This window comes from Cytobacillus sp. QJM3NY_8 (assembly GCF_056173585.1).
Genome location: NZ_CM149681.1, coordinates 2,329,512 through 2,353,684 on the forward strand (window position 1 = coordinate 2,329,512; position 24,173 = coordinate 2,353,684).

Sequence of the window (24,173 nt, forward strand, 5' to 3'; positions counted from 1 at the left end):
ACAAATCCTATAAAAAGCTAGTGGTTGAAGAATGTAATGGTTGAAATTATTTTTATTCTTTTAATGTAATAAGCATATTCAGAAAATTAGCAGCATAAATTTCAGGCGAAAATATTTTTTCAATATGTGCTACTCCATTTCTTCTTATTTCATTTCTAATAGGAATGTTTGTTAGTAATATTTTAGCTTCCTGGATAGCATGATTGATATCTCCCTGTTTATAATATTTTCCTGTATGGTTATGAACAATAAAGCTTCGGACTCCATCTGAATCTGTTGTAAGGACAGGACATCTACAAATCATAGCTTCAAGAACTGCGTATCCAAAACCCTCAACTTTTGAGGTAGAGCATAACAGGCCACCAGAATCCCCGATCATTGAAAAGTAGTCTGCCATCTTACTATGAGGTTGATTAGGGTAGATTGTTAATCTGTTATTCAGTTTGAGGGAAGATACCATATTTTCAAATTCTTTTCTTGATTCAGGTTTTGAAAGAGTATTGTCTTCAAACATCCACATTTGGATATTGGGGATAGATTCACTTAACTTTGACCCTATTGTTAAAAAATCCCTCCAATTTTTATTTTCTTCTATCCTTCCAACCCAGCCAAGGATAGGGTTCTTAGGAGCAGGCAGTTTCTTATAATGAAAACTTTTTGAGTTAAAGCAATTGTGAAAGCAAAATTTCTTTTTATTGGGAAAATATTTTTCAAAAGCTTTTATTAAATGAGGCGTTCTAGGGTATAAAATTCCATCAGCAAAATTATTAATAATATCATAAGCTTGAGTTTTAATGAATTTTTCTGCATATTCTTTATAGAAGCCAAGTCCTTGAACTTCATAGATTAATGTACTTTTAATTCCCCATTTCTTTAAATTCTCAAGCATTTGAAGATCTGATGCCACTACTATAGCATCATACTTTTCACGAATAACTAACTCCCTGATAAGTTCTTCTTTATCAAGAACAAAAACTGGTTTTAACATATTCTGTAATCCGGTTCCATGTTGTTTATACAAAAAGTGACAGGTAACTCCTGCTTTACTTAGAGCATAAAAACGCTGTCTATTTAGTGTCTCGATACCTCCACTGGGAATATAATACGTAAATAAAACTTTAATTCCGCCTGCTCCGGTTTTTTTAGATAAGTCCAATAATTCCACCTCGATTTATTTGAATAAGTTTATTTCCAAATATTTTAATCCTATGATTAATATATTGCGCACTCATTATTATATATGCATAAAATACCTTGAAAGGTGTTTTGTTTACTAAGAAAATAAAAGTAACTAAAACATAGTTAAAATTGTTGGAGTGTTGTATATGTTACAAGTTAAAGATTTTAATGCACTGATAAGCTGCTGTAACCAAAATGGAGGACTATACCATCTGAAACGCCAAAAAGGAATGAATACACTTCAAATAATATTAGATATTGAATGCAGAGGAATAGCTAGATATGGTAAGGCATTTGTTGTCGCATCAAATGAGGAAGGAATTATTCTATTGGATGAAAGTTTAAATGTTGTAAATTTTAGCCATGCAGGAAAAGGATTAGATCTGCATGGTATAGCTATTAGTGGAGATTTTGCTTATTTAGCAGAAACTAAGCTTAATTGTATTGGCATATATGATTTATCAAATGGATTAAACAGAGTCGATGAGATTTGCTTTTCTTCCAACAGAGCAACAGATATTTGCCATATTAATGATATATTTATTGAAGAAAATAGTCTTTTTGTATCAATGTTTCATTTACCTGGCCAATTTAATATTGGAGGCGGGGTAGTTGAATATTCTTTAAAAAAGAAGAAAGTTAAGAATGTTCTATATGAAGGAATATCTCAGCCTCATAGTGTTATGTTATATAAGAATGATCTGTATTTTTGTAATTCGGAAGAATTCTCTGTACGTAAAGAAAATAATATATTATTTAAATGTCTTGGTTATACGAGAGGTCTAGCTGTTCAGAATGAAACGGTTCTAATTGGCCAAAGTATAACTAGACATATAAATAAATTATTAGAAAAGCATCCTAATATTTCTTCAGACTGTGGAGTCTATTTATTAAATATGAATAATAAACTATCAACTTTTGTGCCAATCCCCTCCTTGGAAATATATGGAATTATTTTTATCTGATTACAAAGAGGTGAAAGATTGTGGAATTAAATGAATATCCTTTAGTTTCTATTATTATTCCATTCTATAATTGTAAATATGTCCAGAGAGCAATTTCTAGTGCATTAAAACAAACTTATAGAAATATTGAAGTTATTGTGGTGGATGATGGATCAACTTCTCATATACCAATGATAAAACCACTTAAGGACAAGATCTTCTATATAAGAAAAAAAAATGGTGGAACTGCTTCAGCATTAAATGAGGGAATAAGGAATTCAAAGGGAGAATATATTGTATGGTTGAGTTCAGATGATTTATTTATTAATACAAAAGTCGAAACACAATTAGATTTTATGAAAAACAAAATGTATATGTTTTCTTATACCAATTACTTTTGCATTAATGAAAAGAATCGAATAATATCTGATTCTGTTGGTCCTTTAAACTCTGAAGAGCTCCTAAAAAGCCTAATAGTAGGCTGCCCGATAAACGGTTCCACTATTATGATGCGGAGAGAGGTTACTAAAAGTATTGGGCTTTTTGATGAATCACTGAGATATGCCAATGACTATGATTATTGGATTAGGGTGTTTCTAAAATTTAAAATAGGACATTTAAATATTCCACTCACATTGTATAGAGTTCATGGGAAAATGGGAAGTAAACAATATTTAAATGATGTGTTGAAGGAATCAAGGAAAGTAAAACTAAAATATAAAACAGAACTGGAGAAATATTTAAAAGAAAAATAATTAATTACTTTACAGCAGCTTCTATAGACAAGCTGCTGTTTTTTTAGCTAGATCTTTTGCCGGTATAACCTATATTAATAAACTTTCTAATTGAAAAAATATTTTGTGACATTAATTTATGCCTGCTTTAAATAAATTTTTTTGCTTTTCAAATCAATTCAGGATTGAAAATATTGATCATGGCTAGGCAAAAGAGGATTTTGTAAATATAAAGAATAATTCTATAAAACCAGCCTATAGCAAGAATAAGAATTAGACATAACCTATAAAAGACAGGTTGAAGGGTATTTAAATTTAATTTTCATTTCCGTATTAAGTAATTATCGAGGGAGATTTGTGTGGAAAGATTGTTTGAATGTAACATGGCGTTTTAACTATGAAAGAATTTGTATTAGAAGAGATTAAATTACTATCATAAAAACATTAAATAGGAGTGAAAAAGTGCAAAACAAATCTTTTAAACAACCTAAGATATTTATTAACTCTGTCCCAAAAAGCAGTACTAATTTAGTAATACAATTAGTAAAAGGCATAACTAAATTATATCAAGGTAAATCATATTGGGTAAACAATGAAAATGATGTACTAAGTATTAAGGAAGGTGAATTGGTCTATAGTCACCTGCCATATAATGAAAAATTTTCAAGCGGACTTCAAAGTAAGTCAATAAATCAGATATTCATTTACAGAGACTTAAGAGATGTTGCTGTTTCAATGGTTTACTTTATTAATGATGTATTTTTTGATCATCCTCTTCATCAAGTTTTTAAAAAGAGAATTACCTTATTTGAAGATCAATTAGATGCTGTCATTCTTGGAGTAGATCTGATTGGTGAAGAAAATGAAAATAAGTGGGGGGTTAAGAAACATTATCCAGGCATTTATGAGGAAACTTATAAAATTTATGAATGGCGTAAAGATCCCAGCGTGTGCAGCATACGTTACGAAGATCTAGTAAATAATTTAACTGCAGATACTGAAATATTAAAAATAATAAATTTTTTATGGGAAGATCTAAGAAACCTAAACATAAGTAAAAGTGAATTCTTAAAAATAATGAAAAACAACATTGATACTAAAAACTCATGGACATATAGACAAGGCAAATTTGGAGGGTGGCGTGAAGAATTTACATCTAGAAATAAAGCGAACTTTAAAAAAGTAGCTGGTGATTTGATCATTAAACTAGGTTATGAAAAGGACAATAATTGGTGATTTATAAACATGGCCGATTTTGCGATCGAGTCAAAGGAAGATTAGGCCAAATCTAAAAATCCACAAAAGGTCTATGATTTTATTAGCAGTTGTTGAAAATAGTATATGGAAACTGATTTATCTTTTATTTTTCGAACAAAGGAGTGAGAAGTTTGAGTAAAGAACTGCCATTAGTAAGTGTTTTAATACCATTTTATAATTGTAAATATGTTCCCCAGGCAATTGAAACCGTATTAAGACAAACTTACAAGAATATCGAAATTATATTAGTTAATGATGGGTCCTATATGTATAATGAATTATTAAAACCATACTTATCAAGAATTATATATATAGAACAAAAAAATAAAGGTGTTGCGTCTGCTTTAAATGAGGGAATCAAGATAGCAAATGGTGAATATCTAGCTTGGTTAAGCTCAGATGATTTATTTTCTGAGAAGAAAATCGAACTACAGCTTAATTTTATGAAAGAGAATAAATCATTTTTTAGTTTTACAAATTTTAATATTATCGATAGCCATAATCAGATAAAAAAATATAATGTTGGGATACATTTCAAGAGCGGAATAGAAGTTTTACAATCATTAAAAGATTTTAATCCTATAAATGGTTGTACGGTTATGATGTCCAGGAAGGTTATTGAAAAAATTGGATATTTTGACGAAACTTTAAAATATGCACAAGACTATGATTACTGGATAAGAACTTCGGCCCATTTTCCTCTTCATTATTTCCATTGTACTTTAACTAACTACCGGGTCCATGATTTAATGGGATCAATTCGTCATAATAAAGATCAAATGAAAGAATTCTATGAACTTAGAGAGAATTATAGAGTCAAATATAATAAATTTTTTTCAGAACAGAGAGGAGAGAAACATGTTTAACTCTCCATTTACTTTTAGAGGGAATGAATATATTGCTGCACAATTTAACCCTCGGCAAATAATTGATAATTTTAAATATGAATGTGTGATTTTACCACAAAGAAGGTCAAATAATGAAAATGCATCATATCTTATTTCACCAGAGGTAAATAATATTGAAGGAAATTTTGCTGTAGCAGGTATATTATTCCAAAGTAATAGGTTATGTGTGGTTGAAAAATATCAAAATAATGTTGAAACAGTTATAAGTTTGCCTATAAATCAGAATGAGTGGATTAAAGTAGTCCTTATTTATATAGATAAGACACCAACAGTGTATATTAATGAAAAGGAAGTAGCTGTGGGGACAAAAAGCAGATATACTCACATTTGTCCATCTTTGGTTTTTGGCGGCAACATTAAAGATGGGTGTTTCTATGGAAAAATCCAATCAATAAAACTTTGGAAAGTACCCCCAAACCAATCAGAAATTCGGTTAATGAGGGAAGATATGAATGTAAATCAAAATATTGTGTGGGGTTATGACTTTTTAAGCGGGTCTGCCTATAAAAATGGGAAGAAATCTGACTACGAAGTCAGTATAATATTGCCGACCTTTAATAAATATCAAGAATTATTGTTAACACTTCATTCCTTAGAATGCCAGCATTTTGATAAGAAAAAGTATGAAGTAATTATTGTCGATGATGGATCAATTGACAAAACTGCTTCTATAATCAATGAACACAATTTTTCATTTGATTTAAAATATATAAGATCCAACCAAAATATTGGAAGGGCTAGTATGAGAAACCTTGGGATTCAGAATGCTGGAGGCCGAGTTATTGTATTTTTGGATGCAGAGATAATTGTTAAGCCTGACTTTGTTTCTCTGCATTACCAAGGACATAAGGAGAACAAAAAAATAGTCATTTGTGGAAGCTTGGTACTTAAAGGATTATATACAATATATCATCCAAGATACAACATGGAACAAAAGACTCAAATAATGAAGCTGTTGAAAAACTATCCGACTTTTACTCCTAGTACTTTGAATGAGATAAAAAGTGGTAAGACTGTTAAACTATTAACTGAAAAAGAGGTTAGTAATCAATCATATCAAAATTATTCATTTGATAAACCATTCGTAAAGGTTTACAAAGAAACGCTTTTTAATCGTTTTGGGAATAATCTGAATGGGTTTCACTTTCCATGGCTCTTATTTTGCACTGGGAATGTTTCTGTTGAGGCAAAGGCCATTAAGGAAGTAGGCCTATTTGAAGAGTACCCAGGATACGGCTGGGATGATCATGAACTTGGATATCGTTTATATAAAAAGGGGTATAGATTTTTTAATCATAATGGGTTAGCAGCCTATCATCAAGAACACCCTATTTCAAAGACAAATCCTCAAGATGCTATTAAAAATTTTGTCCGAGTGTTTAATAAATATCCTGAGGTACAATTAAGGATTTTTATATTGCATTTCTTGGGTATATCCGTTCCTAATGTACACTTAATTTATGATTCATACTTGAACTTTTTAAGTGGATATTCTAATATTTATAAAGGAATTCCGAAGTTATTAGAGCAAATACTCCAAAGAATATCTGTTAAACTATGGAAAGAAGAACCATTAACAAACTTACTAAATACTAGTTCAGTAAATAAAGAACAAATTATAAAAAATCTTGAAGAATTAGAAAGGTATCCTAAAGTTAAGCCGTTTGCAAGTAATTTTAAGAACATTATTAAGATGTAAAACAAATTCTGGGAAGATATAGCTTTCCAGTTTTTTTCTTTTACCTTGGTGCATTAGCCGTTTCATGATACAAGAGTTTTGAATCTAATAAAGGTATACCCTCGTGTATAAAAAAAAACAGATTGGAGCAGAAGAATTGAGAAAATTACTTACTGTTACAATTGTTGGATTCATTGCCCAATTAATTGACGGATCACTAGGGATGGCTTACGGAGTTACATCCTCCTCTTTGTTTTTAATGCTAGGTATGGCTCCTGCGGTTGCATCTGCCAGTATTCACATTTCGGAAGTGGTTACGACTGCTGCTTCAGGTTTTTTTCATTTTAAGTTTGGAAATGTAGATAGAGGGACAGTAATGAAATTAATTCTACCCGGTGGTGTAGGGGCATTTATTGGAGCATGCTTTTTAAGCAGCATGCCAGGAGAAGCTGTCAGGCCTTTTATATCTGTTTTTTTGTTGTTATTGGGAGTTTATATCTTATTCCGCTTTTTGTTTCTTAATAGTATTCCAAATGAGAATAAGGGAATCCAGTTATCTAACAGGAAAGCTGCAATCCTTGGTCTATTAGGCGGGTTCGCTGACGCTACCGGTGGAGGCGGATGGGGGCCCATTACAACACCTGTTCTTCTGGCCCAAAAAGACACTGCTCCCAGAAAAGTGATTGGAACTGTTGATACGAGTGAATTTGTAATAGCATTATCAGCAACGGCAGGGTTTCTTATCTCTTTAGGCTGGAAGGAATTTGATTGGTTTTGGGTTCTTGCGTTAATGCTAGGTGGATTGTTTGCTGCTCCTATTGCAGCATGGCTCGTAAGGATCCTTCCTTCCTACCTCCTTGGAGTCGCAGTAGGTGGAGTGATCATTATAACCAATTTGCATACCATTATTAATTTATCTGGCATAGGGATTACATTATCTTACTTTATATATCCCTGTCTTTTTATGCTTTGGATAATAGCCATTATTTATACAATTAAAAAGAATAAGAGCTGATACAGGTTCTGTCATACAAAAAGGAGGGAAGGCATGGAAAAAGACAAGAATTTATATTCTCCTATATTTAAAGTAACAAAAGAAAAAAGAAGAGCTCTTCATGGACATAATAGTAAGATTATTTGGTTTACTGGTTTATCAGGATCAGGTAAAACAACCATCGCAAATGAACTGGAAGACATTCTTCATTCAAAAGGTATCTCCACCTTTATTTTAGATGGAGATAATATTCGGCAGGGACTGAATAACGATTTAGGATTCAGTCAGGAAGATCGAAAAGAAAATATTCGCAGAATCGGAGAGGTAGCAAAATTATTTGTAGATAGCGGAATTGTGGTTCTGGTTACCTTTATATCACCATTCGCTTCAGAGCGTAAACTGGTCAGAGATATGGTTGAAAAGGACGAGTTTATTGAAGTGTATGTCAATTGCTCTTTGGAAGAGTGCGAAAAAAGAGATCCAAAGGGCTTGTACCAAAGGGCAAAAAATGGTGAAATCAAAGAATTTACGGGGATTTCTTCGCCTTATGAAGTGCCTGAGAATCCAGAAATCATCTTAGAGACTTCTAACTATTCGATAAAAGAGTGTACAGAAATTCTTTATGATTATCTGAAAAGATTACTGTAAATGGCTAAGGAGGGAAAAAATGAATTCAATTATTGACCCCCACGGTGGAAATTTAGTAAATGGCAAGTTATCTGAAGGAGAGAGAAAAAAATATTTATCAAAACAAGATTCCATGCCTTATATTTCAATTTCGAAGTGGACAATATCTGATGTTGAACTGATTACGAATGGCGGTTACAGTCCGCTTCGCGGGTTTATGAATCAAAAGGAATACCTTAGTGTTTTGGAAAACATGCATCTCCCAAGCGGTCTTCCTTGGACAATCCCCATCACTCTTCCCGTTGATAAAGAGGAGGCTGAACAACTTGAAATAGGAGATGAAGTCCTCCTAAGAGGGAAAGATGATATTACCTACGGAGTAATTAAAATAGAGGAAATATATAGTTACAACAAAGAATATGAGGCATTGATGGTTTACGGCACAAACGATCATAATCATCCTGGTGTGAAGAAGTTAAATACCCAGGGGGATATTTATGTTGCAGGTCCGGTTTATGCAATTAATCAGCCTTCACATGCCCCTTTTGAAGACTATCTAAAAGAACCAGCTGAAACAAGAAAAATGTTCAATGACTTGAAGTGGAGTACTATCGTTGGCTTCCAGACACGTAATCCAGTACATCGGGCCCATGAATACCTGCAAAAATGTGCATTGGAGATGGTAGATGGTCTTTTACTTCATCCCCTTGTCGGAGAAACAAAAAAGGATGATATACCAGCAGATATCAGAATGGAAAGCTATAGTGTATTGCTTGATAAATATTATCCAATGGATCGAGTTAAGCTGGCAGTATTTCCAGGTGCTATGCGCTATGCAGGTCCGAGAGAAGCTGTGCATCACGCTATTATCCGTAAAAATTATGGGTGCACACACTTCATTGTCGGCAGAGATCATGCAGGTGTCGGAAATTATTATGGAACTTATGATGCTCAAAAAATATTTTCCAATTTTGACCCCGAAAAAATTGGAATTAAACTGTTATTTTTTGAACATAGTTTTTACTGTAAAAAATGCATGAATATGGCGTCCGCTAAGACGTGTCCCCACTTAGAAGAGGACCGCTTCTTTCTAAGCGGCACCAAAGTTAGGGAGATGCTAAGAAATGGAGAGCAGCTTCCACCTGAAATTACAAGGCCTGAAGTAGCGGATATATTAAGGAAGGGGTTTAGCAATAACGTTTAACATTTAGAGTTCATTTGAGGAATCATCCTCGGAGTCTGTTAATTGATGCTGAAGGCTGGTTCCTTGTTTGCTTTAATTTTTATAAATGCTATCAAAACTCAACCCCAAACCTCCGAAAATACCAATCATCATCAAATTTCCTTTTCTTCAAATAAACCTGTTTCTTCTCCATTGCCCCATTCTGAATCACTCTTTTTTCAACATCTTTTGATTTAGTATGCTTTATCATCATTTTACGGATCTTTTGAATGCGGCTGGGGTTAAAATGCAGATAGGCAAGTCTTAATAGGTTATAGTAGTAATCTTCCAGTTCAATTTTGTAGGGCTGTACTTTCCGGAATAAATGCAGTACTTTCGTCTTTGGCTGTACATAACAATTGTAGCCGAATAACCAGAGCTTAATAGAAAGTTCCACATCTTCATGTCCCCAAGTCGGAAACCCTGTTTCAAATCCTCCCACATCTTCAAATACATCCCGTCTGATCGCAAAGCATCCGCCTGGCAGAACGGCGGTTTCAAATAGATAATCTCTTTTTGTGTTCCAGTGGGTCCTGAACTTATTTGATCTTTCATTTACCCATAGTGTTTGGCCATACCCGATAAAATTGGGATTACCTATAGCGCCAATGGCAGGGGTAATGGAATCGCAGGTCCCCTCAAGAATTGGTTCAAGCAGTCTGTCTAGCCACGAATCTTCAAATTCCAGATGGGCATCACAAAACACAAGAATGCTCCCATTTGCTTTTTCTGCCCCTGCATTTCTTGCATTTGCTGCCCCGACACCGGATGTATTCACTACTGTGATATTTTTATTCAGAAACTGATCCCGAAGAAAATCACAGCAATGATCATCAGACTGATCATTTACAACAATGATTTCATATGGAGAGCCAATCTCTACGGAGAAAAAAGATTCAAGTGTGTTCTTTACGTTTATTCCTTCGTTTTTTACAGGAAAGATGATGGAAGCAAGCAAATTTATTTCACTCCTTTATTGTTATATTACTGGAAGAACCCTCGCTTCCACTTCCTTAAGGGTAAGCTGCCCGGCGATATAACTGCATATAAGGGAATAATTAAAATGGATAGCAAATAAATACCTATAAATAGAACGGGTCACTGCCTGGAGGTGTATTTGAGGCTGGATTAGATAGGCATCCCATATTTTTTGATCGGTGCTTATGTTTTCCTTATTTCCTTCGGCAAGGATATATTTGCTTGTGATTGGAGGGAAGGATAGCAGTGTCCAATTACCATCTTTATCACCTTCGCAATGAGCCGGGAGAGAAGAAGCAATGATCTTTTCTGTGACTTCCACTTTTTTTATTTGTGCTCGGTTTATAAGGTACTTCAGCTTCGTCATGTTCCATTCCATGCAATAGTACTCGTCTTGGTTTAGCGGGATTCTCACTTTAGCTTTTTGGTGATCATTCATGATAAATGGCTCGTCTAATGAGCTTCTTAGTCGCTGTTTATAATATCTCAGGGTCTCTTCAAGCTCTTGCGGCGGGGGATTTACCATTTTCAAACCATTGCTTTTCACGAGTTCCTTCAAATAGGGAACAGTTAAAAACTCATCAAGAAGATAAATCTTTTCCATGCTTAACACCTCGGAATTAACATTGTCATCAGTAGTAATAACTTAATGTTCTTTAAGCTTGTAACGTGACAAAAATAAATACATATAGATATATCAAGAATCTGTGCAGAGGGAGGAGAGTGAAATGTTGAAAAGGGCCAAAATGGTATTAGTGAGGAACGGCACTTGGCAACTATACTCGTGTGAGATGAAAAATCTTCAAGGCAGACTTTTTTCCTCCAAACATGATATACAGCCAAACAGAAAAAGTTTACAAAACGACCAGGATAATAAGATTTCCTTTAATAAGATAACAAATCAAAAGACTCTCAGCTTTTCAGTCCATAAGGAGAAATCTAATAACCCGCAGGATGCTCTCCTCCAAACAGAAATGATCATTGGTGAAATCAGGCATTATTTAAAGCATCTTCGCCTCGAGGAGGGAAAATGGAGAAAAGATAAAAAGAAAAAAGAATTAATGATCAAAGAATTTGTATTACAAAAAAAACAAATGAAAAAAGAAATATCCGATTATAAACATTTGGCTGCTATTCACGAAAAGAGAACACAGTTTTACAAGAACGCACTACAGCGAAAAAATGGAAACGGAAATAAAAAAGTGCGTCACCAGTTAAAGCATGAAGCAAGAAGCTTAGAACCAGGGGCTTCATACCCTGTAACTCAAAAAGGGGCAGATAAAAAGCAGAGCATTAAACTGATCGAAAGAAAGATTAACGAATTATCCGAGTTAAAGAAAAAGGATTATTTGATGATACAGAAGTTGGGCACCGATTACCAGATAATCCATGAAAATTGGGCAATAAAAGAGATTATTATGCCTATTCATCATGAAATGGACATGAATAACATAAAGAGAGGGAGTTGGTTAGAGTTGGCTTGGAATTGGCTTAATGGAGATAAACAAACTCAGTATTTGGAAAAAACAGCAGAATTACAAAGTACCATCAATGAGTTGAAAGCTACGGTTAGTTCATATGAAGAAGTTCTGGAGAAGCTTAGTAAGCAATTTGACCAGTATGAAAAAAATGAGGAACTTTATCTGCAGGAAATGGTTGACCTAAAGGAAAATCTGCAGGCCATAGCTGGCAGTGAAGATGAGTATCTATATGAAATCCAGCAGCTCAAAGAAGAGATTCAGGAATATAAGCAGAAAAATATTAGTCTTGAAAAAAAGATATCAGAATTGGATCGTTTGAAAGAAGAGCTGGATGCAAAATCCCAGCAGTTAAAAGAATATGAAAATATGAATAACCAACCTTCATTACCTCCGCAGAATATGCAGAAGAAGGAAAAATTATCGAAAAAGATGAAGCAGCAAAATGCAATTCCTCAACGCAGCCAAAGAACAGAAATGAGACAATTTGAACAAAAACAAAGCTCCGTTAGGAGGTCCAGGACCCCTAATGTAAATGGAATGCCAAGGAATATGAATAATCAGCCAAGACAATTGAATCCAAGTCAGCAGCGAGCTCAGAACAAACTGGATTTAATCCAGAAATTCTACCCTCAGGCTCGATCGCAGAGCAGCGTTTTTAATCCTTTTAAATATTAAAAATAAAAAACTAACGGGAGTGGTTGAAGTGGAAACACCGAAAAAATTTTATGAGAGTTTTAAAAAAGCAAGAAAATTCCCAGCTGGTAATAAAGCCAAGAAAGCATCAGGGCTTTTAAAAGGGAAAAATCAAGAATTAAAACAAACATCGAGCAATGGCAAGAAAAAAATCTATGTTTCGGGAACTGCGAGTGCCACTCAACCCAGACGCAGGAGCTGCTGCGGCCGTTAACCAAAAATTTGACTTTTACAACAAAAATGTTGTTTATATAAATCGTTCGGTTTTGAATGAAATAATTAATCATTGCAGAGAAGATCTTCCTTATGAAGCATGCGGGCTTCTTTCCGGTCAACATGGCCGAAACGAAATGATGTGGAAAATTAGGAGCACGGAAAAAAGTCCGACTTCTTTTGCAATGGATATGAAACAGGTCTCAGCTGCCCTATCTGGGATGAAAAAGCTCTCTCAAACAATGACAGGCATGTACCATTCACATCCCTCCGCAGCCCCATTGCCTTCAAGAGATGACATCAGGAACTTTCATGACCCTGCTGCAGCCTATTTTATTATTTCATTCGCAAATAGGAAGACAAGTGTAAAGTGTTTTAAGATAATTGACCATAAAGCTTTTCAAGTGAAATTTGAAGTTATAAGATAATATTATCCTTTCTAATTTAACAGGTGTGTTGTGTAGATCGTCATATAAGCCTCGGATACGGGAAATCCGAGGCTTTTTATGATTTAATATACATATAGGGAATACCGCTAAGAAAGGAACTTAAAATCTTGCCAGTAAAATCACTTTTGAAACTAGTTGTTTTTCTGCTCATACTATCTGCCATTGGCTTAATAGTTTATGAATATAGCAGATATTATATAGGCCCTCCTAATTTAGAGGACACTTCTCTCCCAACTGCTCTTCACCCTGCAGTTGCTGAAAAAAAGGATCAGCTGATCTCCCAGGCTGCCGACAAAGGCATTAACGTAGTCATCACCCAGGATTTCAGAAGCATAGAAGAACAGGATGCTTTATATGAAAAAGGCCGCACGGCTGAGGGGAGTATTGTTACTCATGCAAAAGGGGGAGAGTCCTACCATAATTTCGGACTGGCGATTGACTTTGCCCTTATGTCTGTAGACGGCCAGGTTATCTGGGATATGAATTATGACAGCAACGGCAACAGTAAAGCAGATTGGGATGAGGTCGTCGAAATCGCAAAAGAGCTTGGTTTTGAATGGGGCGGGGATTGGACGCAATTTAAGGACTATCCTCATCTCCAAATGGATTTTGGACTTACCATTTGGGAACTGCAAAGAGGGAAGAGACCGCCTGAAACGGAATGATAATAAAAGAAACTGCACTCAAGATGTGCAGTTTCTTATTTTTGTTATAGGACCATTTCCGACTGTACATAGTGATACAGCAGCTTAGCTGTATTTTCAATTGAATCCTCATGTGTACGCTCGAATGCATGGGAAGAATCAATCCCCGGTCCGATTAAGCCGTGGACAATGTCGTGTCCGGCACGTATGGCTGCCGAAGCATCAGATCCGTAAAAAGGATAGATATCAAGCTTGTACCCAATTCCATTATCCTTTGCAAGCTGAACCAGACGCTTTCTTAGTTCGTAGTGATAAGGGCCGCTTGCATCCTTCACACAGATGGAAACGGTATACTCATCAGTAGATTGCCCGTCTCCCATAGCACCCATATCCACAGCCAGATATTCTACTGTCTCCGGTGTGATATTGGAATTGCCGCCATAGCCGATTTCTTCATTATTTGAGATAAGAAAATGGGTTGTGTACGGCAGTTCAATGTTCTCGGACTTCAGCTGTTTAATCAGCTGAAGAAGGATGGCGACACTTGCCTTGTCGTCAAGATGGCGTGATTTAATGAATCCTGCCGGTGTCGTCTGCACACGCGGATCAAAGGAAACAAAGTCCCCAACTTCAATACCCAGTGCACGGACATCCTCAGCATTATGTACTTTTTCATCAATTCGGACTTCCATGTTCTCCTGGTTTCTTTCAGCTTTCCCGGCATCTTTGTATACATGAACTGAAGTCTGATGCATCAGAATGGTACCGGTGAATTTATTGCCTGATGATGTCTCGATTTCACAATATTCGCCTTCTATCGAGTTATATTTGAATCCGCCGATCAGGTCAATCTTCAGGCGTCCGCTTGGCTTAATTTCTTTCACAATCGCTCCCAGAGTATCAACATGGGCAGTCAGCATCCGGTGACGATTTTGGTCTTTACCGGGAAGGGAAGCAATTAGCCCTCCCTTGCGGTTGCGTTTTGTTTCAACAGTAAGCTCTTTCAAAAACTTTTCCACATATGTAATCACTTCATTGGTATTTCCGGATGGACTTGGAATAGAAACGATTTCTTTTAGCAAGTTAATGGTTTCTTTTGTATTTGGGTATGACATTTAGAAAATCTCCTCTCAAATTATTCACGCGCAATTCTTATTATACTGTTATTTCTTGGGATAAGCATGCCCTATAAATAAAAAAAACTGCCAGAACGGCAGTCTGTAACTTTATATTTCTTCTGAAAGCAAGCTTTTCCTCGTTCTTAAACGGTAAAACCTTCTAAAGTCTTTTACAAGTACCTTAACGACGGAATAGAACGGAATGGCAATGAGGATTCCGATAAAACCATAAATTGATCCTGCAGCCATTAGGATAATAATAACTGTAAGGGGATGGAGATTAAGCCTTTTGCCCATCACATGGGGGGAAACGAGATTACTTTCAAGCAGCTGAACAGCGATCAATACCAGTACTATTTTTAATACCATTCCGGTGCCTTGCAGTAATCCGATGAAAATGGCGGGTATGATGCCAAGTACCGGGCCAAGAAAGGGCACGACAGTAAGGAACATTGCAAAGAATGCTAAAATTAATGCATATTCCAAACCTATAATCTTATATCCGAAATACATTAACACACCATCTACGACTGCCACTATAAACTGGCCGGTAACATAGGAAAATAAGGTCTTATCAATATCTCCGAGAATTTTATTTCCTTCTTCCTCGTGTTTATCAGGAAGATATTTTAACAGAAAAGGCCGAAGCTTATGGTCATCCTTAAGGAAGTAGAAAAGGATAAACGGCACCACAACCATGACAGTCACAATGCTTGTAATGGTGGAGAAGACTTTCATCACGTTCTCGCCAGCGCCTGATAGGATGGTTTCTAAAAAGTTCAAGGCTTTGTTTTTGACTTGGTCATAAGAAAACATGCCCATATTGTTTTTTTCAACCACTTTCTCCGTTTCATCCGATAAATCCTCCATCTTTGCCGGCAGGTTTTCGCTTAGTTCAGTAACCTGGCTGCCAATCAAATTGCCGATTGCGTTAAATCCTAAATACCCTGCACCCAGCACAACGGCAAAAATGACGATAATACTGGCTGTTTTGGGTAAAGACCTGGAAACCAATCTTACCAGGGGCCTCAATATATAGTAAAGAATACCGGAGATCACTACCGGAAAGAAAATAGTGGCAACTAAAGCCCGAATTGGCCATAGGAAGTAATCAATCTTCCCAAGCAGGAAAATGATGATTAATACGAAAATAGTACCTGCTGCATATTTAAAAAATGGTTTATTGATCCACATTCATATACCCCAACCTTAATATATGTATTTACTATTCACCTTTCCTTTTTTCAAACATTGTTAAACACAGCCGTTTAAGAATCGATGTAAGAGGAATAGGTAAAACATTAAAAACGCAACAGGTGAGGGAGTCTAATTATGCTGTTTATAAAAAATGTAACCATTAAGGAAGCAATGCTGTTTTTATTGTTTGCAGGAGTAATATTGGCTGCCAAATGGACCGTTAACTTACTCGTGAAAAAGAGAAAGGGCAAGTCAGCACAAAACGACCGGATCATGCAGGGAATTTCTTCACTCGTGAACTGGGCAGCTTTTTATGGAATTATCATTCTATTCTTGTTTTATTTTTCGAGGGAGAAATGGCTTTTTTATACCTTGTTCACAGCTGGGGAGGTAGATGTGACGCTATATTTAATAATTGTAGCGTTTTTGACAGTCTCGCTTGCAAATCGGATCGTAAAAGTATTCACTAAATATGTATTAACATCTGTTTATGAATTCTATGGAGTTGATCGGGGGCTCGGCTATTCATTCAACAGAATGATCTATTATACCGTCATGATTGCAGCGCTCGCCATCAGCCTGACAACGGTTGGGCTTGATTTAACAGCGGCTGCTGCCATGCTGGGTGTTCTCGGCATTGGTATAGGATTCGGCATGCGCAATATTGCCGGTAACTTTATTTCAGGCATCATCATCCTCTTCGAACGGCCTATTGAAATTGGGGAAGTAATCGAGATCAATAATAAGATCGGTAAAATAGAAAGCATCCGTCTCAGATCCACTATCGTCCGCACTGCTAAAGAGGGAACCCTCATCGTCCCAAACCAATACTTCATCGAACAAATCATCAAGAACCGGACAGGCTCAGAAATGCTTGCCCAGGTCCTAATCAGCGTAGCGTACGGTACTGATACAGATAAAGTTGAAAAGCTTCTTAGAGAAGCAGTCGAGGTTGTAATGCCTAAAACAGAAGGGGTTTTAACGGCACCTGCACCTGATATCCGTTTTGTGGATTTCCGCAATAAGGCCATGGACTTTCTAATAGAAGTCCCTGTTGCAAACTTTGAAGCCAAACAGAAATTTGAAAGCCGGTTAAGACATGTAATTGCTGAGAAGTTTTATAAAAATGGGATCGAACTTGCCACAGCACAGCTGCTGTCAAACGAATGACGGGTTTTAGTTAAAAGGAGATAAAGCGAAAAACACCAGCCGCTCAGGGCTGGTGATTTCCAATGTGCACTCTATTTCCCTAACAAAGCTTTCACTCCAAGATAAAGAATGGCAAGACCAAAGATGATCATAGCCAGACTGCCGACAATGGTGAAAAAGCTGGCAATGCCTGAAGTAATAACTGCAGAAACAGGTACCATTGTCAATCCGTAGCCTGCAAGCATACAAGCAAGATATAATAATGCCAATTGATACATTATAGATCCCTCCCTTCCATACTAAGGTATGAAAAGGGCGGAATCTTGCTTGGTCTAATATCCCGAATCTTCCGAATAAGATAAAAAACAGTTCTTTAGAATTATCTATTGATTCTTATTTGTTTCCTGTACAGCAATGATTTTCAGGGCAGTTAATTCTTCCTCTGATAACCTTTCTGTTAAAAGGCTGTATAATTCATTCTGCTCTTCAGCGGTCAGTCCGCATTTTACTTTTGAGACACTCTGCTGGATTTCCTTCAACGAAAAGCTTTCTGAAATCTTCTTCACAGCCTCTTCTTTTGTCTTGATCGGCAACGATGTCTTTTCAAGATTTACTGCTGTTAAATCCTCCGGGCTGCTTCCGAGCAGGGCCTCTACATTTGGATCAGCGGCAAGCATCTCCAGATCATCATTAGTGATGCTGCCGGCAACTTCTGTCATTACTTTATTTGATATCAGATCCATTGAAGCAAAATAGGTGAGGAATCCCAATAAAATAAAAGATCCTCCGGTAATTGTCCAAAAAATAATTTTTTTCAATTTTTATGGCCTGCCCAAACAACGAACAGATCCGCTCACTCTCCTCCCATTTTTTATCTCCTTAAATTGTAAAGGGTCATTTCCTTATTATGCAAATCTTTCTTATCAATAGAACGTATGTGCTATAATAGAGAAATAATAAACTAAGGAGCCGTTTCAATGGATAATAAGATAAAAATATCGGTTAGATCGTTAGTTGAATATGTTTATAAAAGCGGCAGCATTGAAACAGGCTTCCGTTCTGCAGTGCCGCTTTCAGAAGGAACAAGGATTCATCAAAGAATCCAAAAACTTTATGGGGAAGAAGACCAAAAAGAAGTGTATCTGCACACAGTCTTAACCTTCAATCACCTAGACTTTCAGCTTGAGGGCAGGTGTGACGGGCTTTTCATCAGAAATGAAGAACACATTATCGATGAAATTAAGTCTGTTTCCCTCCCGCTATCTGAAATAGATGAATTTGCATATCCAGTCCATTGGGCTCAGGCTAAATGCTATGCTTTCATGTATGCAAAAGATCATAATCTTCCAGACATGACAGTTCAATTAACCTATGTACAATCTAAAACAGATGAAGTGAAAAGATTTCAGCAAAGCTATTCTTTACGTGAACTTGAAGAATTTATACTTTACCTTCTGGAATCCTATTTTCCATACGCCGACTGGAAGATTCAGCATCAACAGGCATTAACAAAGAGCATACAAGAATTGGCTTTTCCTTTTCCTGCCTACCGAAATGGCCAGAGAAGATTTGCCGGGGCAGTATACAAAACCATTGCAGAGGGGAAAAACTTATTTGCCAACGCACCTACAGGCATCGGCAAAACAATTTCCACTCTTTTTCCAGCATTAAAAGCCATTGGGGAAGGCCATATTCAGAGGATCATTTATGCCACAGCCAAAACCATTACCCGTCAGGCTGCTGAAGGGGCCATAGCCATGATGGGGGATGATGGATTGAATCTTAAATCGGTCACAATCACAGCTAAAGACAAAATTTGCTTTAAGGAAGAAACCAATTGCCAAAAAGACAACTGTGAGTTTGCCAATGGATATTACGACCGGATCAACCAGGCCGTACTTGACCTCCTGAAGAATGAGAACATGATAAGCAGAACGGCAATTGAACAATATGCTAAGAAGCATAAAGTCTGCCCTTTTGAATTTTCATTGGATGCCGCATATGCCGCTGACGCCATTATTGGTGATTATAACTATATTTTCGATCCGAGGGTCTCACTTAAGCGATTACTGGAAGAGGAGAAAAAGAAAACGGCTCTATTGATCGATGAAGCTCATAACCTGGTGGACCGCGGAAGGGAAATGTATTCAAGTTCCCTGGAGAAATCAGCCTTTCTTCAGTTGAGCAGAAGCTTTAAGGGGAAGGATGAAGGGATTCAAAAAAGCGCAAAACAGGTTAATGGAATTTTTATTGCATTAAAAAAGAAATGTGGTGAAAATCAGGAAATCGCAGAAAAAAATCCCCCAGAAGAACTTTTTGAGATTCTTGAAGAATTTGTTCAATACTCCGAAAACTACCTGGGGCAAAACAGAAACAATACGGAAGAAGAATTGCTGGAAGTATTCTTTGCTGCCCAGAATTTCATCAGAATAGGAAAACTGTATGATGACAGGTTTGTAACGTATATTCAAAAGGAGAGGAATGACCTGATCATCAAGTTATTTTGCCTGGATCCTTCGAGTCTTCTGCACAAGGCCAGAAAAGGATATAAATCGGCTATCTTTTTTTCCGCTACCTTAATGCCTCTTAACTATTATCTGGACATGCTTGGCTTTCAAGAGGAAGATTTCATTGTATCCGTTCCTTCCCCTTTCTCCAAAGATCAGGCTAAGGTCTACATACAGCCGCTTTCCACCAGATATCGTGACCGGGAAGGATCTATCGAACCGATTGTCAGAACAATCAAGAGCATGCTAAAGGGACAGAAGGGGAATTACTTAATCTTCTTTCCATCCTATCAATATATGGAAATTGTTTATGGAAGGTTCCTCGATGAGGAAATGCCAGTACATGCAATTATTCAAAAGACAGGAATGGATGAAAGAGAAAGGGAGGAGTTTCTGGATGCATTTCAGCCAAATGCTTCTGGTACTCTGTTGGGGTTCGCCGTCATGGGCGGGATTTTTTCAGAAGGAATTGATTTGCAGGGAGATAGGCTGAATGGTGTATTTGTGGTTGGTGTGGGTCTTCCCCAGATCGGGTTTGAACGTGATATGATGAAAGCTTATTTCCAGCAGCAAGGGAAAAACGGCTATGATTATGCCTATACTTATCCTGGAATGAACAAAGTTCTTCAGGCAGGGGGCAGGCTTATTCGTTCTGAAAACGATACAGGGATGATTGTCTTAATGGATGACAGGTATTTACAGGCAAAGTATCAGACCCTGCTGCCTGATGAATGGAAGGATTCTATTTTGTTAAGAAGTTAAAACATCCTGCCCAGGAAGAGCAGGATGAGGGTAATCATTTGGTGATAAGCGGGCCTTTGGGCGCCTGCATTCTTTCAAGCGTTCTTTCGAAAACCGGGTAAAAGAATTGTACAACCAGACCAAGTGTTAATGTGACCACAATCGTGCCTACACCGATTGCACCTTTGAATAAGAATGCAAGGAGCAGGGCAAAGCTTTCGCTGATAATCCTTGAGTTTCTTAAATTCAATCCAAATCTAGTGTGAATGGCCACCATCAATGTATCCATCGGACTAGCGGGGAATTTGGCCTGCAGATAGATGGCCACTCCCATACCCATCGAAAGGATCCCAAAAAGCAAAATGAATGATTGACCTGCCAATGTTTGCGGGGTAAGGTCACCAAAAATAACGAGAAGCCAAAAGTCAATTAGTGCGCCAATAATCAAAATGGAAATGGCTGCAAGGACTTCAGGCTTTTTTTTCATTAAAAAAGCGTTTATAAAAATGAGAATGACTCCATTTATAAAAACAAAGGTGCCAACTGTTAAGTGAAACATTTGAGATTCACCAACAGCCAGGGCATCCCATGCAGAAGCTCCAAGGTTTGACCTGATAATTAGGGCTACACCCATTGTCAGGATAAGCATCCCAATAATAAAAAATAAGAAACGTTCTTTCATGAAGACTCTCCAATCATCTATGTTTAATTTTTAGCTTGCCCTTTTTAAGATCAATACTCCTGCAGCACAGAAATTATGAAGGGAAAATTCATTTTATCATCAGATTGCATGGGTTAACAGAAAATTATTATGAAAAGTTGTTGGATTTTGCAGGAAAAAGGCGAAAGATATTAAGATGATATCAGTTTTCTTTCATCTCAAACTGTGCTATATTATTTTACATTCCTTCATCATTTATTAATGCTGGCTTTACATATTTTTTACGTATAAAAACTTAGCCGCTGCTAAGTTTTTCGCATGTTTACAATTTAAGAGGTGAAACCACACTTATGGGAAAGTTATTAAAATCGCCAAGGAAATTGGCGAAAAACAGCCTTGCTGTGTTCTTTCTGACTGTTATCCTTTTTTGGCTAAAAACATATATAGCCTACCGCGTCGAATTTAATTTAGGGATCAATAATGACATACAGCGATTTCTGCTGTTTTTGAATCCATTAAGTTCTACATTGGTATTCCTTGGATTTGCTTTGTTTTTCAAAGGAAAATGGCAATCAGGCATGCTTATTGGCTTGAATTTATTTTTATCTTTCCTGCTTTATGCAAATGTCGTTTATTATAGATTCTTCAACGACTTTATTACTGTTCCCGTACTAATGCAGGCAAAAGTTAATGGGGGGCAGCTGGGAGATAGTGCTCTGTCTTTAATGTCTCCTTGGGATATTTTTTATTTTACAGATACGCTTCTGCTTCTTTTCCTGGCAGTCAGGAAATGGTACAAACCAGGAAAGAAAATGAGCCGAAAGCCCGCATTGGCTGTAATCGCTGCAGGCATCATTGTATTCTTCATCAATCTTGAGGTTGCAGAGAATGACCGGCCTGATTTGCTTACACGTTCCTTCGACCGCAATTATTTGGTGAAATACCTTGGAGCATACAATTTCACCGTATATGATATTGTGCAAAATGCGAAGTCTGCCAGTCAAAGGGCTCTTGCGGATAATAATGATGTGACTGAAGTGGAGAACTATGTGAAAGCCAAGTATGCACCTCCGAACCCTGAATACTTCGGAAAAGCTAAGGGCATGAACGTTATTTACGTATCTATGGAATCTCTTCAGACATTTATTATTGACTACAAGCTGAATGGAAAAGAAGTTACTCCATTCCTGAACTCACTTGCACACAGCGGCAAGACATTTTATTTTGATAATATTGTGAATCAAACCGGGCAGGGAAAGACTTCTGACGCAGAGTTTATCATGGATACATCGCTATATCCAATGTCACAGGGAGCGGTATATGTAACAAAAGCGCAAAATACCTTCCATGGCACACCTGCTATTTTAAAGTCTCAAGGCTATACTTCAGCAGCTTTCCATGGAAACTACAAGACATTCTGGAACCGTAACGAAATGTATAAAACCATGGGCTATGACAAGTTTTTTGATGCTGAGTATTACAATATGAGCGATGAAAATACTAAGAACTACGGGTTGAAGGATAAGCCGTTTTTCAAGGAATCCATGCCTATGCTGACCAGTCTTCCTCAGCCGTTTTATACAAAATTCATCACTCTTTCTAATCACTTCCCCTTTAAAATGGATGAGTGGGATACTGATTTCCCTTCTGGCGAAACGGATAATGATGTGGTGAACCACTATTTTCAGTCGGCGAATTATATGGACCAGGCACTCCAGCAGTTCTTTGATGATTTAAAGGAGTCCGGGCTGTATGATCATACAGTCGTTGTTCTGTATGGCGATCACTACGGAATTTCCGAAAACCACAATGAAGCTATGGCGGAAGTAATCGGAAAAGAGATTACACCATTTGAATATGCCAAGCTTCAAAGAGTGCCAGTATTCATCCATGTACCAGGAGTGGATGGCGGCATTGTCCATAATGTTGGCGGACAGGTGGATGTGCGCCCGACATTACTTCACCTGCTGGGCATTGATACAAAAAATCACCTGGAGATGGGATCAGATCTATTATCAGATAAGCACCGTGAAGTAGTCCCGTTCCGAAACGGCAACTTCATTTCCCCTGAATATACACAGATTGAAGAGACCTGTTATTTTACTGAAACCGGCGAAATAGCTGAAGCTAATGCCTGTAAGCCGTTTTCCGATCAGGCGAAAAAAGAGCTTGAAATGTCAGACAACATTGTTTACAAAGACCTGCTGCGCTTTTATAAACCGGAAGGATTTATTCCAGTCAACCGGAATGATTACTCATATGTAAAAAAAGAGGTGCCATTTATAGAGGAAAGAAATGGGCCGGGTATACAGAAGTAAGATTTAGGAGCAGAGAGATAACTCTCTGCTCTTTTTTTGCAGCCTGCAATATATGCAGAAAATATGCAGTTTACTAAAAGAAGGCACGGGTAGAGTATCTTTGTAATGAGATAAAAGGAAGGATGATAGAATGTATAGCCAATCCTTTGAAGAATGCATTCAGGCTTGTTTAGAATGCATGAAAGCCTGTAATGTATGCTATGATGCATGCTTAGGAGAAGAGGATGTTAAAATGATGGCGGAATGTATCCGCCTGGATAGGGAGTGTGCTGATATCTGTGCCTTTGCAGCTAAGACGATGCAGTCAAACAGCCCATTTGCCAAGCAAATTTGTATCCTATGCGCAGAAATTTGTGAAGCTTGCGGAAATGAGTGCAAAAAACATGATCACGGCCATTGCAAGCGCTGTGCTGAAGCCTGCTTTAAGTGTGCGGAGGAATGCCGTAAAATGGCTTCTTAATTTAGTGACAAAACAGACATC

Annotated in this window: 24 protein-coding genes; 16 read left to right on the forward strand and 8 right to left on the reverse strand. The window is 37.0% G+C overall.

All coding sequences use genetic code 11. The features are described 5' to 3' along the window. Nucleotides 1-52: 52 nt before the first annotated feature. Nucleotides 53-1,156 (reverse strand): glycosyltransferase family 4 protein, encoded by a 1,104-nt coding sequence (locus AC0VZ9_RS12145; protein WP_009334806.1) that lies wholly within the window; start codon nt 1,154-1,156, stop codon nt 53-55. 169 nt (nt 1,157-1,325) lie between these two features. Between AC0VZ9_RS12145 and AC0VZ9_RS12150 the strand changes: the two genes are divergently transcribed. The 8 genes from AC0VZ9_RS12150 (at nt 1,326) to sat (ending at nt 9,525) form a co-directional block, all read left to right on the forward strand. Then, a complete protein-coding gene (locus AC0VZ9_RS12150) occupies nt 1,326-2,144 on the forward strand; it encodes a DUF4915 domain-containing protein (protein ID WP_475397434.1) in 819 nt (272 codons plus the stop codon). Nucleotides 2,145-2,164: 20 nt separating this feature from the next. Continuing rightward, nucleotides 2,165-2,878: a glycosyltransferase gene (locus AC0VZ9_RS12155; protein WP_071157819.1), complete on the forward strand. Its 714-nt coding sequence runs from the start codon at nt 2,165-2,167 to the stop codon at nt 2,876-2,878. Between the two features lie 441 nt (nt 2,879-3,319). After that, nucleotides 3,320-4,093 (forward strand): sulfotransferase domain-containing protein, encoded by a 774-nt coding sequence (locus AC0VZ9_RS12160; RefSeq protein WP_251264954.1) that lies wholly within the window; start codon nt 3,320-3,322, stop codon nt 4,091-4,093. A gap of 143 nt (nt 4,094-4,236) precedes the next feature. Then, a complete protein-coding gene (locus AC0VZ9_RS12165) occupies nt 4,237-4,980 on the forward strand; it encodes a glycosyltransferase (protein WP_251157298.1) in 744 nt (247 codons plus the stop codon). After that, the gene (locus AC0VZ9_RS12170) at nt 4,973-6,721 is read left to right on the forward strand and encodes a glycosyltransferase (RefSeq protein ID WP_251157299.1); all 1,749 of its coding nucleotides are present in this window, start codon (nt 4,973-4,975) and stop codon (nt 6,719-6,721) included. Before AC0VZ9_RS12165 ends, AC0VZ9_RS12170 begins: the two co-directional genes overlap by 8 nt. Nucleotides 6,722-6,857: 136 nt before the next feature. Beyond that, complete coding sequence (locus tag AC0VZ9_RS12175; RefSeq protein ID WP_071157811.1) at nt 6,858-7,715, forward strand: sulfite exporter TauE/SafE family protein; 858 nt, start codon at nt 6,858-6,860, stop codon at nt 7,713-7,715. A 33-nt stretch (nt 7,716-7,748) separates the two neighbouring features. Further along, complete coding sequence (cysC, locus tag AC0VZ9_RS12180) at nt 7,749-8,342, forward strand: adenylyl-sulfate kinase (RefSeq protein WP_009334799.1); 594 nt, start codon at nt 7,749-7,751, stop codon at nt 8,340-8,342. Between the two features lie 19 nt (nt 8,343-8,361). Continuing rightward, entirely contained in the window at nt 8,362-9,525 is a 1,164-nt protein-coding gene (sat, locus tag AC0VZ9_RS12185; protein WP_009334798.1) for a sulfate adenylyltransferase, read from the forward strand. Nucleotides 9,526-9,616: 91 nt separating this feature from the next. On the opposite strand, the gene AC0VZ9_RS12190 is transcribed toward sat, so the two are convergent. Next, nucleotides 9,617-10,501: a glycosyltransferase gene (locus tag AC0VZ9_RS12190; RefSeq protein ID WP_009334797.1), complete on the reverse strand. Its 885-nt coding sequence runs from the start codon at nt 10,499-10,501 to the stop codon at nt 9,617-9,619. Nucleotides 10,502-10,522: 21 nt separating this feature from the next. Beyond that, nucleotides 10,523-11,125, reverse strand: a complete 603-nt coding sequence (locus tag AC0VZ9_RS12195) for a hypothetical protein (RefSeq protein WP_009334796.1) — start codon at nt 11,123-11,125, stop codon at nt 10,523-10,525. Between the two features lie 124 nt (nt 11,126-11,249). Between AC0VZ9_RS12195 and AC0VZ9_RS12200 the strand changes: the two genes are divergently transcribed. The 4 genes from AC0VZ9_RS12200 to AC0VZ9_RS12215 all read left to right on the forward strand — a co-directional run bounded on the left by AC0VZ9_RS12200 (nt 11,250) and on the right by AC0VZ9_RS12215 (nt 14,022). Further along, on the forward strand, nt 11,250-12,677 hold the full coding sequence (locus tag AC0VZ9_RS12200; protein WP_019382946.1) for a hypothetical protein: 1,428 nt from the start codon (nt 11,250-11,252) through the stop codon (nt 12,675-12,677). 28 nt (nt 12,678-12,705) lie between these two features. Further along, nucleotides 12,706-12,909 (forward strand): hypothetical protein, encoded by a 204-nt coding sequence (locus AC0VZ9_RS12205; protein WP_009334794.1) that lies wholly within the window; start codon nt 12,706-12,708, stop codon nt 12,907-12,909. After that, the gene (locus AC0VZ9_RS12210) at nt 12,851-13,336 is read left to right on the forward strand and encodes a M67 family metallopeptidase (protein WP_019382947.1); all 486 of its coding nucleotides are present in this window, start codon (nt 12,851-12,853) and stop codon (nt 13,334-13,336) included. The genes AC0VZ9_RS12205 and AC0VZ9_RS12210 overlap by 59 nt, the downstream gene beginning before the upstream one ends. Before the next feature lie 128 nt (nt 13,337-13,464). Continuing rightward, nucleotides 13,465-14,022, forward strand: coding sequence for a M15 family metallopeptidase (locus AC0VZ9_RS12215; RefSeq protein ID WP_019382948.1), 558 nt, complete (start codon nt 13,465-13,467; stop codon nt 14,020-14,022). Nucleotides 14,023-14,066: 44 nt separating this feature from the next. Here AC0VZ9_RS12215 and AC0VZ9_RS12220 read toward each other — a convergent pair whose 3' ends face one another. Both AC0VZ9_RS12220 and AC0VZ9_RS12225 read right to left on the reverse strand, forming a co-directional pair. Then, nucleotides 14,067-15,116 (reverse strand): M42 family metallopeptidase, encoded by a 1,050-nt coding sequence (locus AC0VZ9_RS12220; RefSeq protein WP_071157809.1) that lies wholly within the window; start codon nt 15,114-15,116, stop codon nt 14,067-14,069. A gap of 111 nt (nt 15,117-15,227) precedes the next feature. Next, nucleotides 15,228-16,313 (reverse strand): AI-2E family transporter, encoded by a 1,086-nt coding sequence (locus AC0VZ9_RS12225; protein WP_071157808.1) that lies wholly within the window; start codon nt 16,311-16,313, stop codon nt 15,228-15,230. Nucleotides 16,314-16,451: 138 nt separating this feature from the next. Here AC0VZ9_RS12225 and AC0VZ9_RS12230 point away from each other — a divergent pair, with 138 nt between their 5' ends. After that, on the forward strand, nt 16,452-17,486 hold the full coding sequence (locus tag AC0VZ9_RS12230; RefSeq protein ID WP_192908548.1) for a mechanosensitive ion channel family protein: 1,035 nt from the start codon (nt 16,452-16,454) through the stop codon (nt 17,484-17,486). Nucleotides 17,487-17,557: 71 nt separating this feature from the next. Here the strand turns inward: AC0VZ9_RS12230 and AC0VZ9_RS12235 are convergent, their stop codons facing one another. Together AC0VZ9_RS12235 and AC0VZ9_RS12240 are read right to left on the reverse strand one after the other, a co-directional pair. Continuing rightward, nucleotides 17,558-17,743 carry a hypothetical protein gene (locus AC0VZ9_RS12235; RefSeq protein WP_009334788.1) on the reverse strand — a complete coding sequence of 62 codons (186 nt, stop codon included), beginning with the start codon at nt 17,741-17,743 and terminating at the stop codon, nt 17,558-17,560. A gap of 105 nt (nt 17,744-17,848) precedes the next feature. Then, nucleotides 17,849-18,283, reverse strand: a complete 435-nt coding sequence (locus tag AC0VZ9_RS12240; protein WP_475397435.1) for a hypothetical protein — start codon at nt 18,281-18,283, stop codon at nt 17,849-17,851. 159 nt (nt 18,284-18,442) lie between these two features. Here AC0VZ9_RS12240 and AC0VZ9_RS12245 point away from each other — a divergent pair, with 159 nt between their 5' ends. Beyond that, nucleotides 18,443-20,734: an ATP-dependent DNA helicase gene (locus AC0VZ9_RS12245; protein WP_019382951.1), complete on the forward strand. Its 2,292-nt coding sequence runs from the start codon at nt 18,443-18,445 to the stop codon at nt 20,732-20,734. A 34-nt stretch (nt 20,735-20,768) separates the two neighbouring features. On the opposite strand, the gene AC0VZ9_RS12250 is transcribed toward AC0VZ9_RS12245, so the two are convergent. Next, the gene (locus AC0VZ9_RS12250) at nt 20,769-21,395 is read right to left on the reverse strand and encodes a YczE/YyaS/YitT family protein (protein WP_009334785.1); all 627 of its coding nucleotides are present in this window, start codon (nt 21,393-21,395) and stop codon (nt 20,769-20,771) included. A gap of 329 nt (nt 21,396-21,724) precedes the next feature. Between AC0VZ9_RS12250 and ltaS the strand changes: the two genes are divergently transcribed. Next, entirely contained in the window at nt 21,725-23,692 is a 1,968-nt protein-coding gene (gene ltaS / locus AC0VZ9_RS12255; protein WP_019382952.1) for a lipoteichoic acid synthase, read from the forward strand. 130 nt (nt 23,693-23,822) lie between these two features. After that, complete coding sequence (locus AC0VZ9_RS12260; RefSeq protein WP_009334783.1) at nt 23,823-24,152, forward strand: four-helix bundle copper-binding protein; 330 nt, start codon at nt 23,823-23,825, stop codon at nt 24,150-24,152. Nucleotides 24,153-24,173 lie beyond the last annotated feature (21 nt).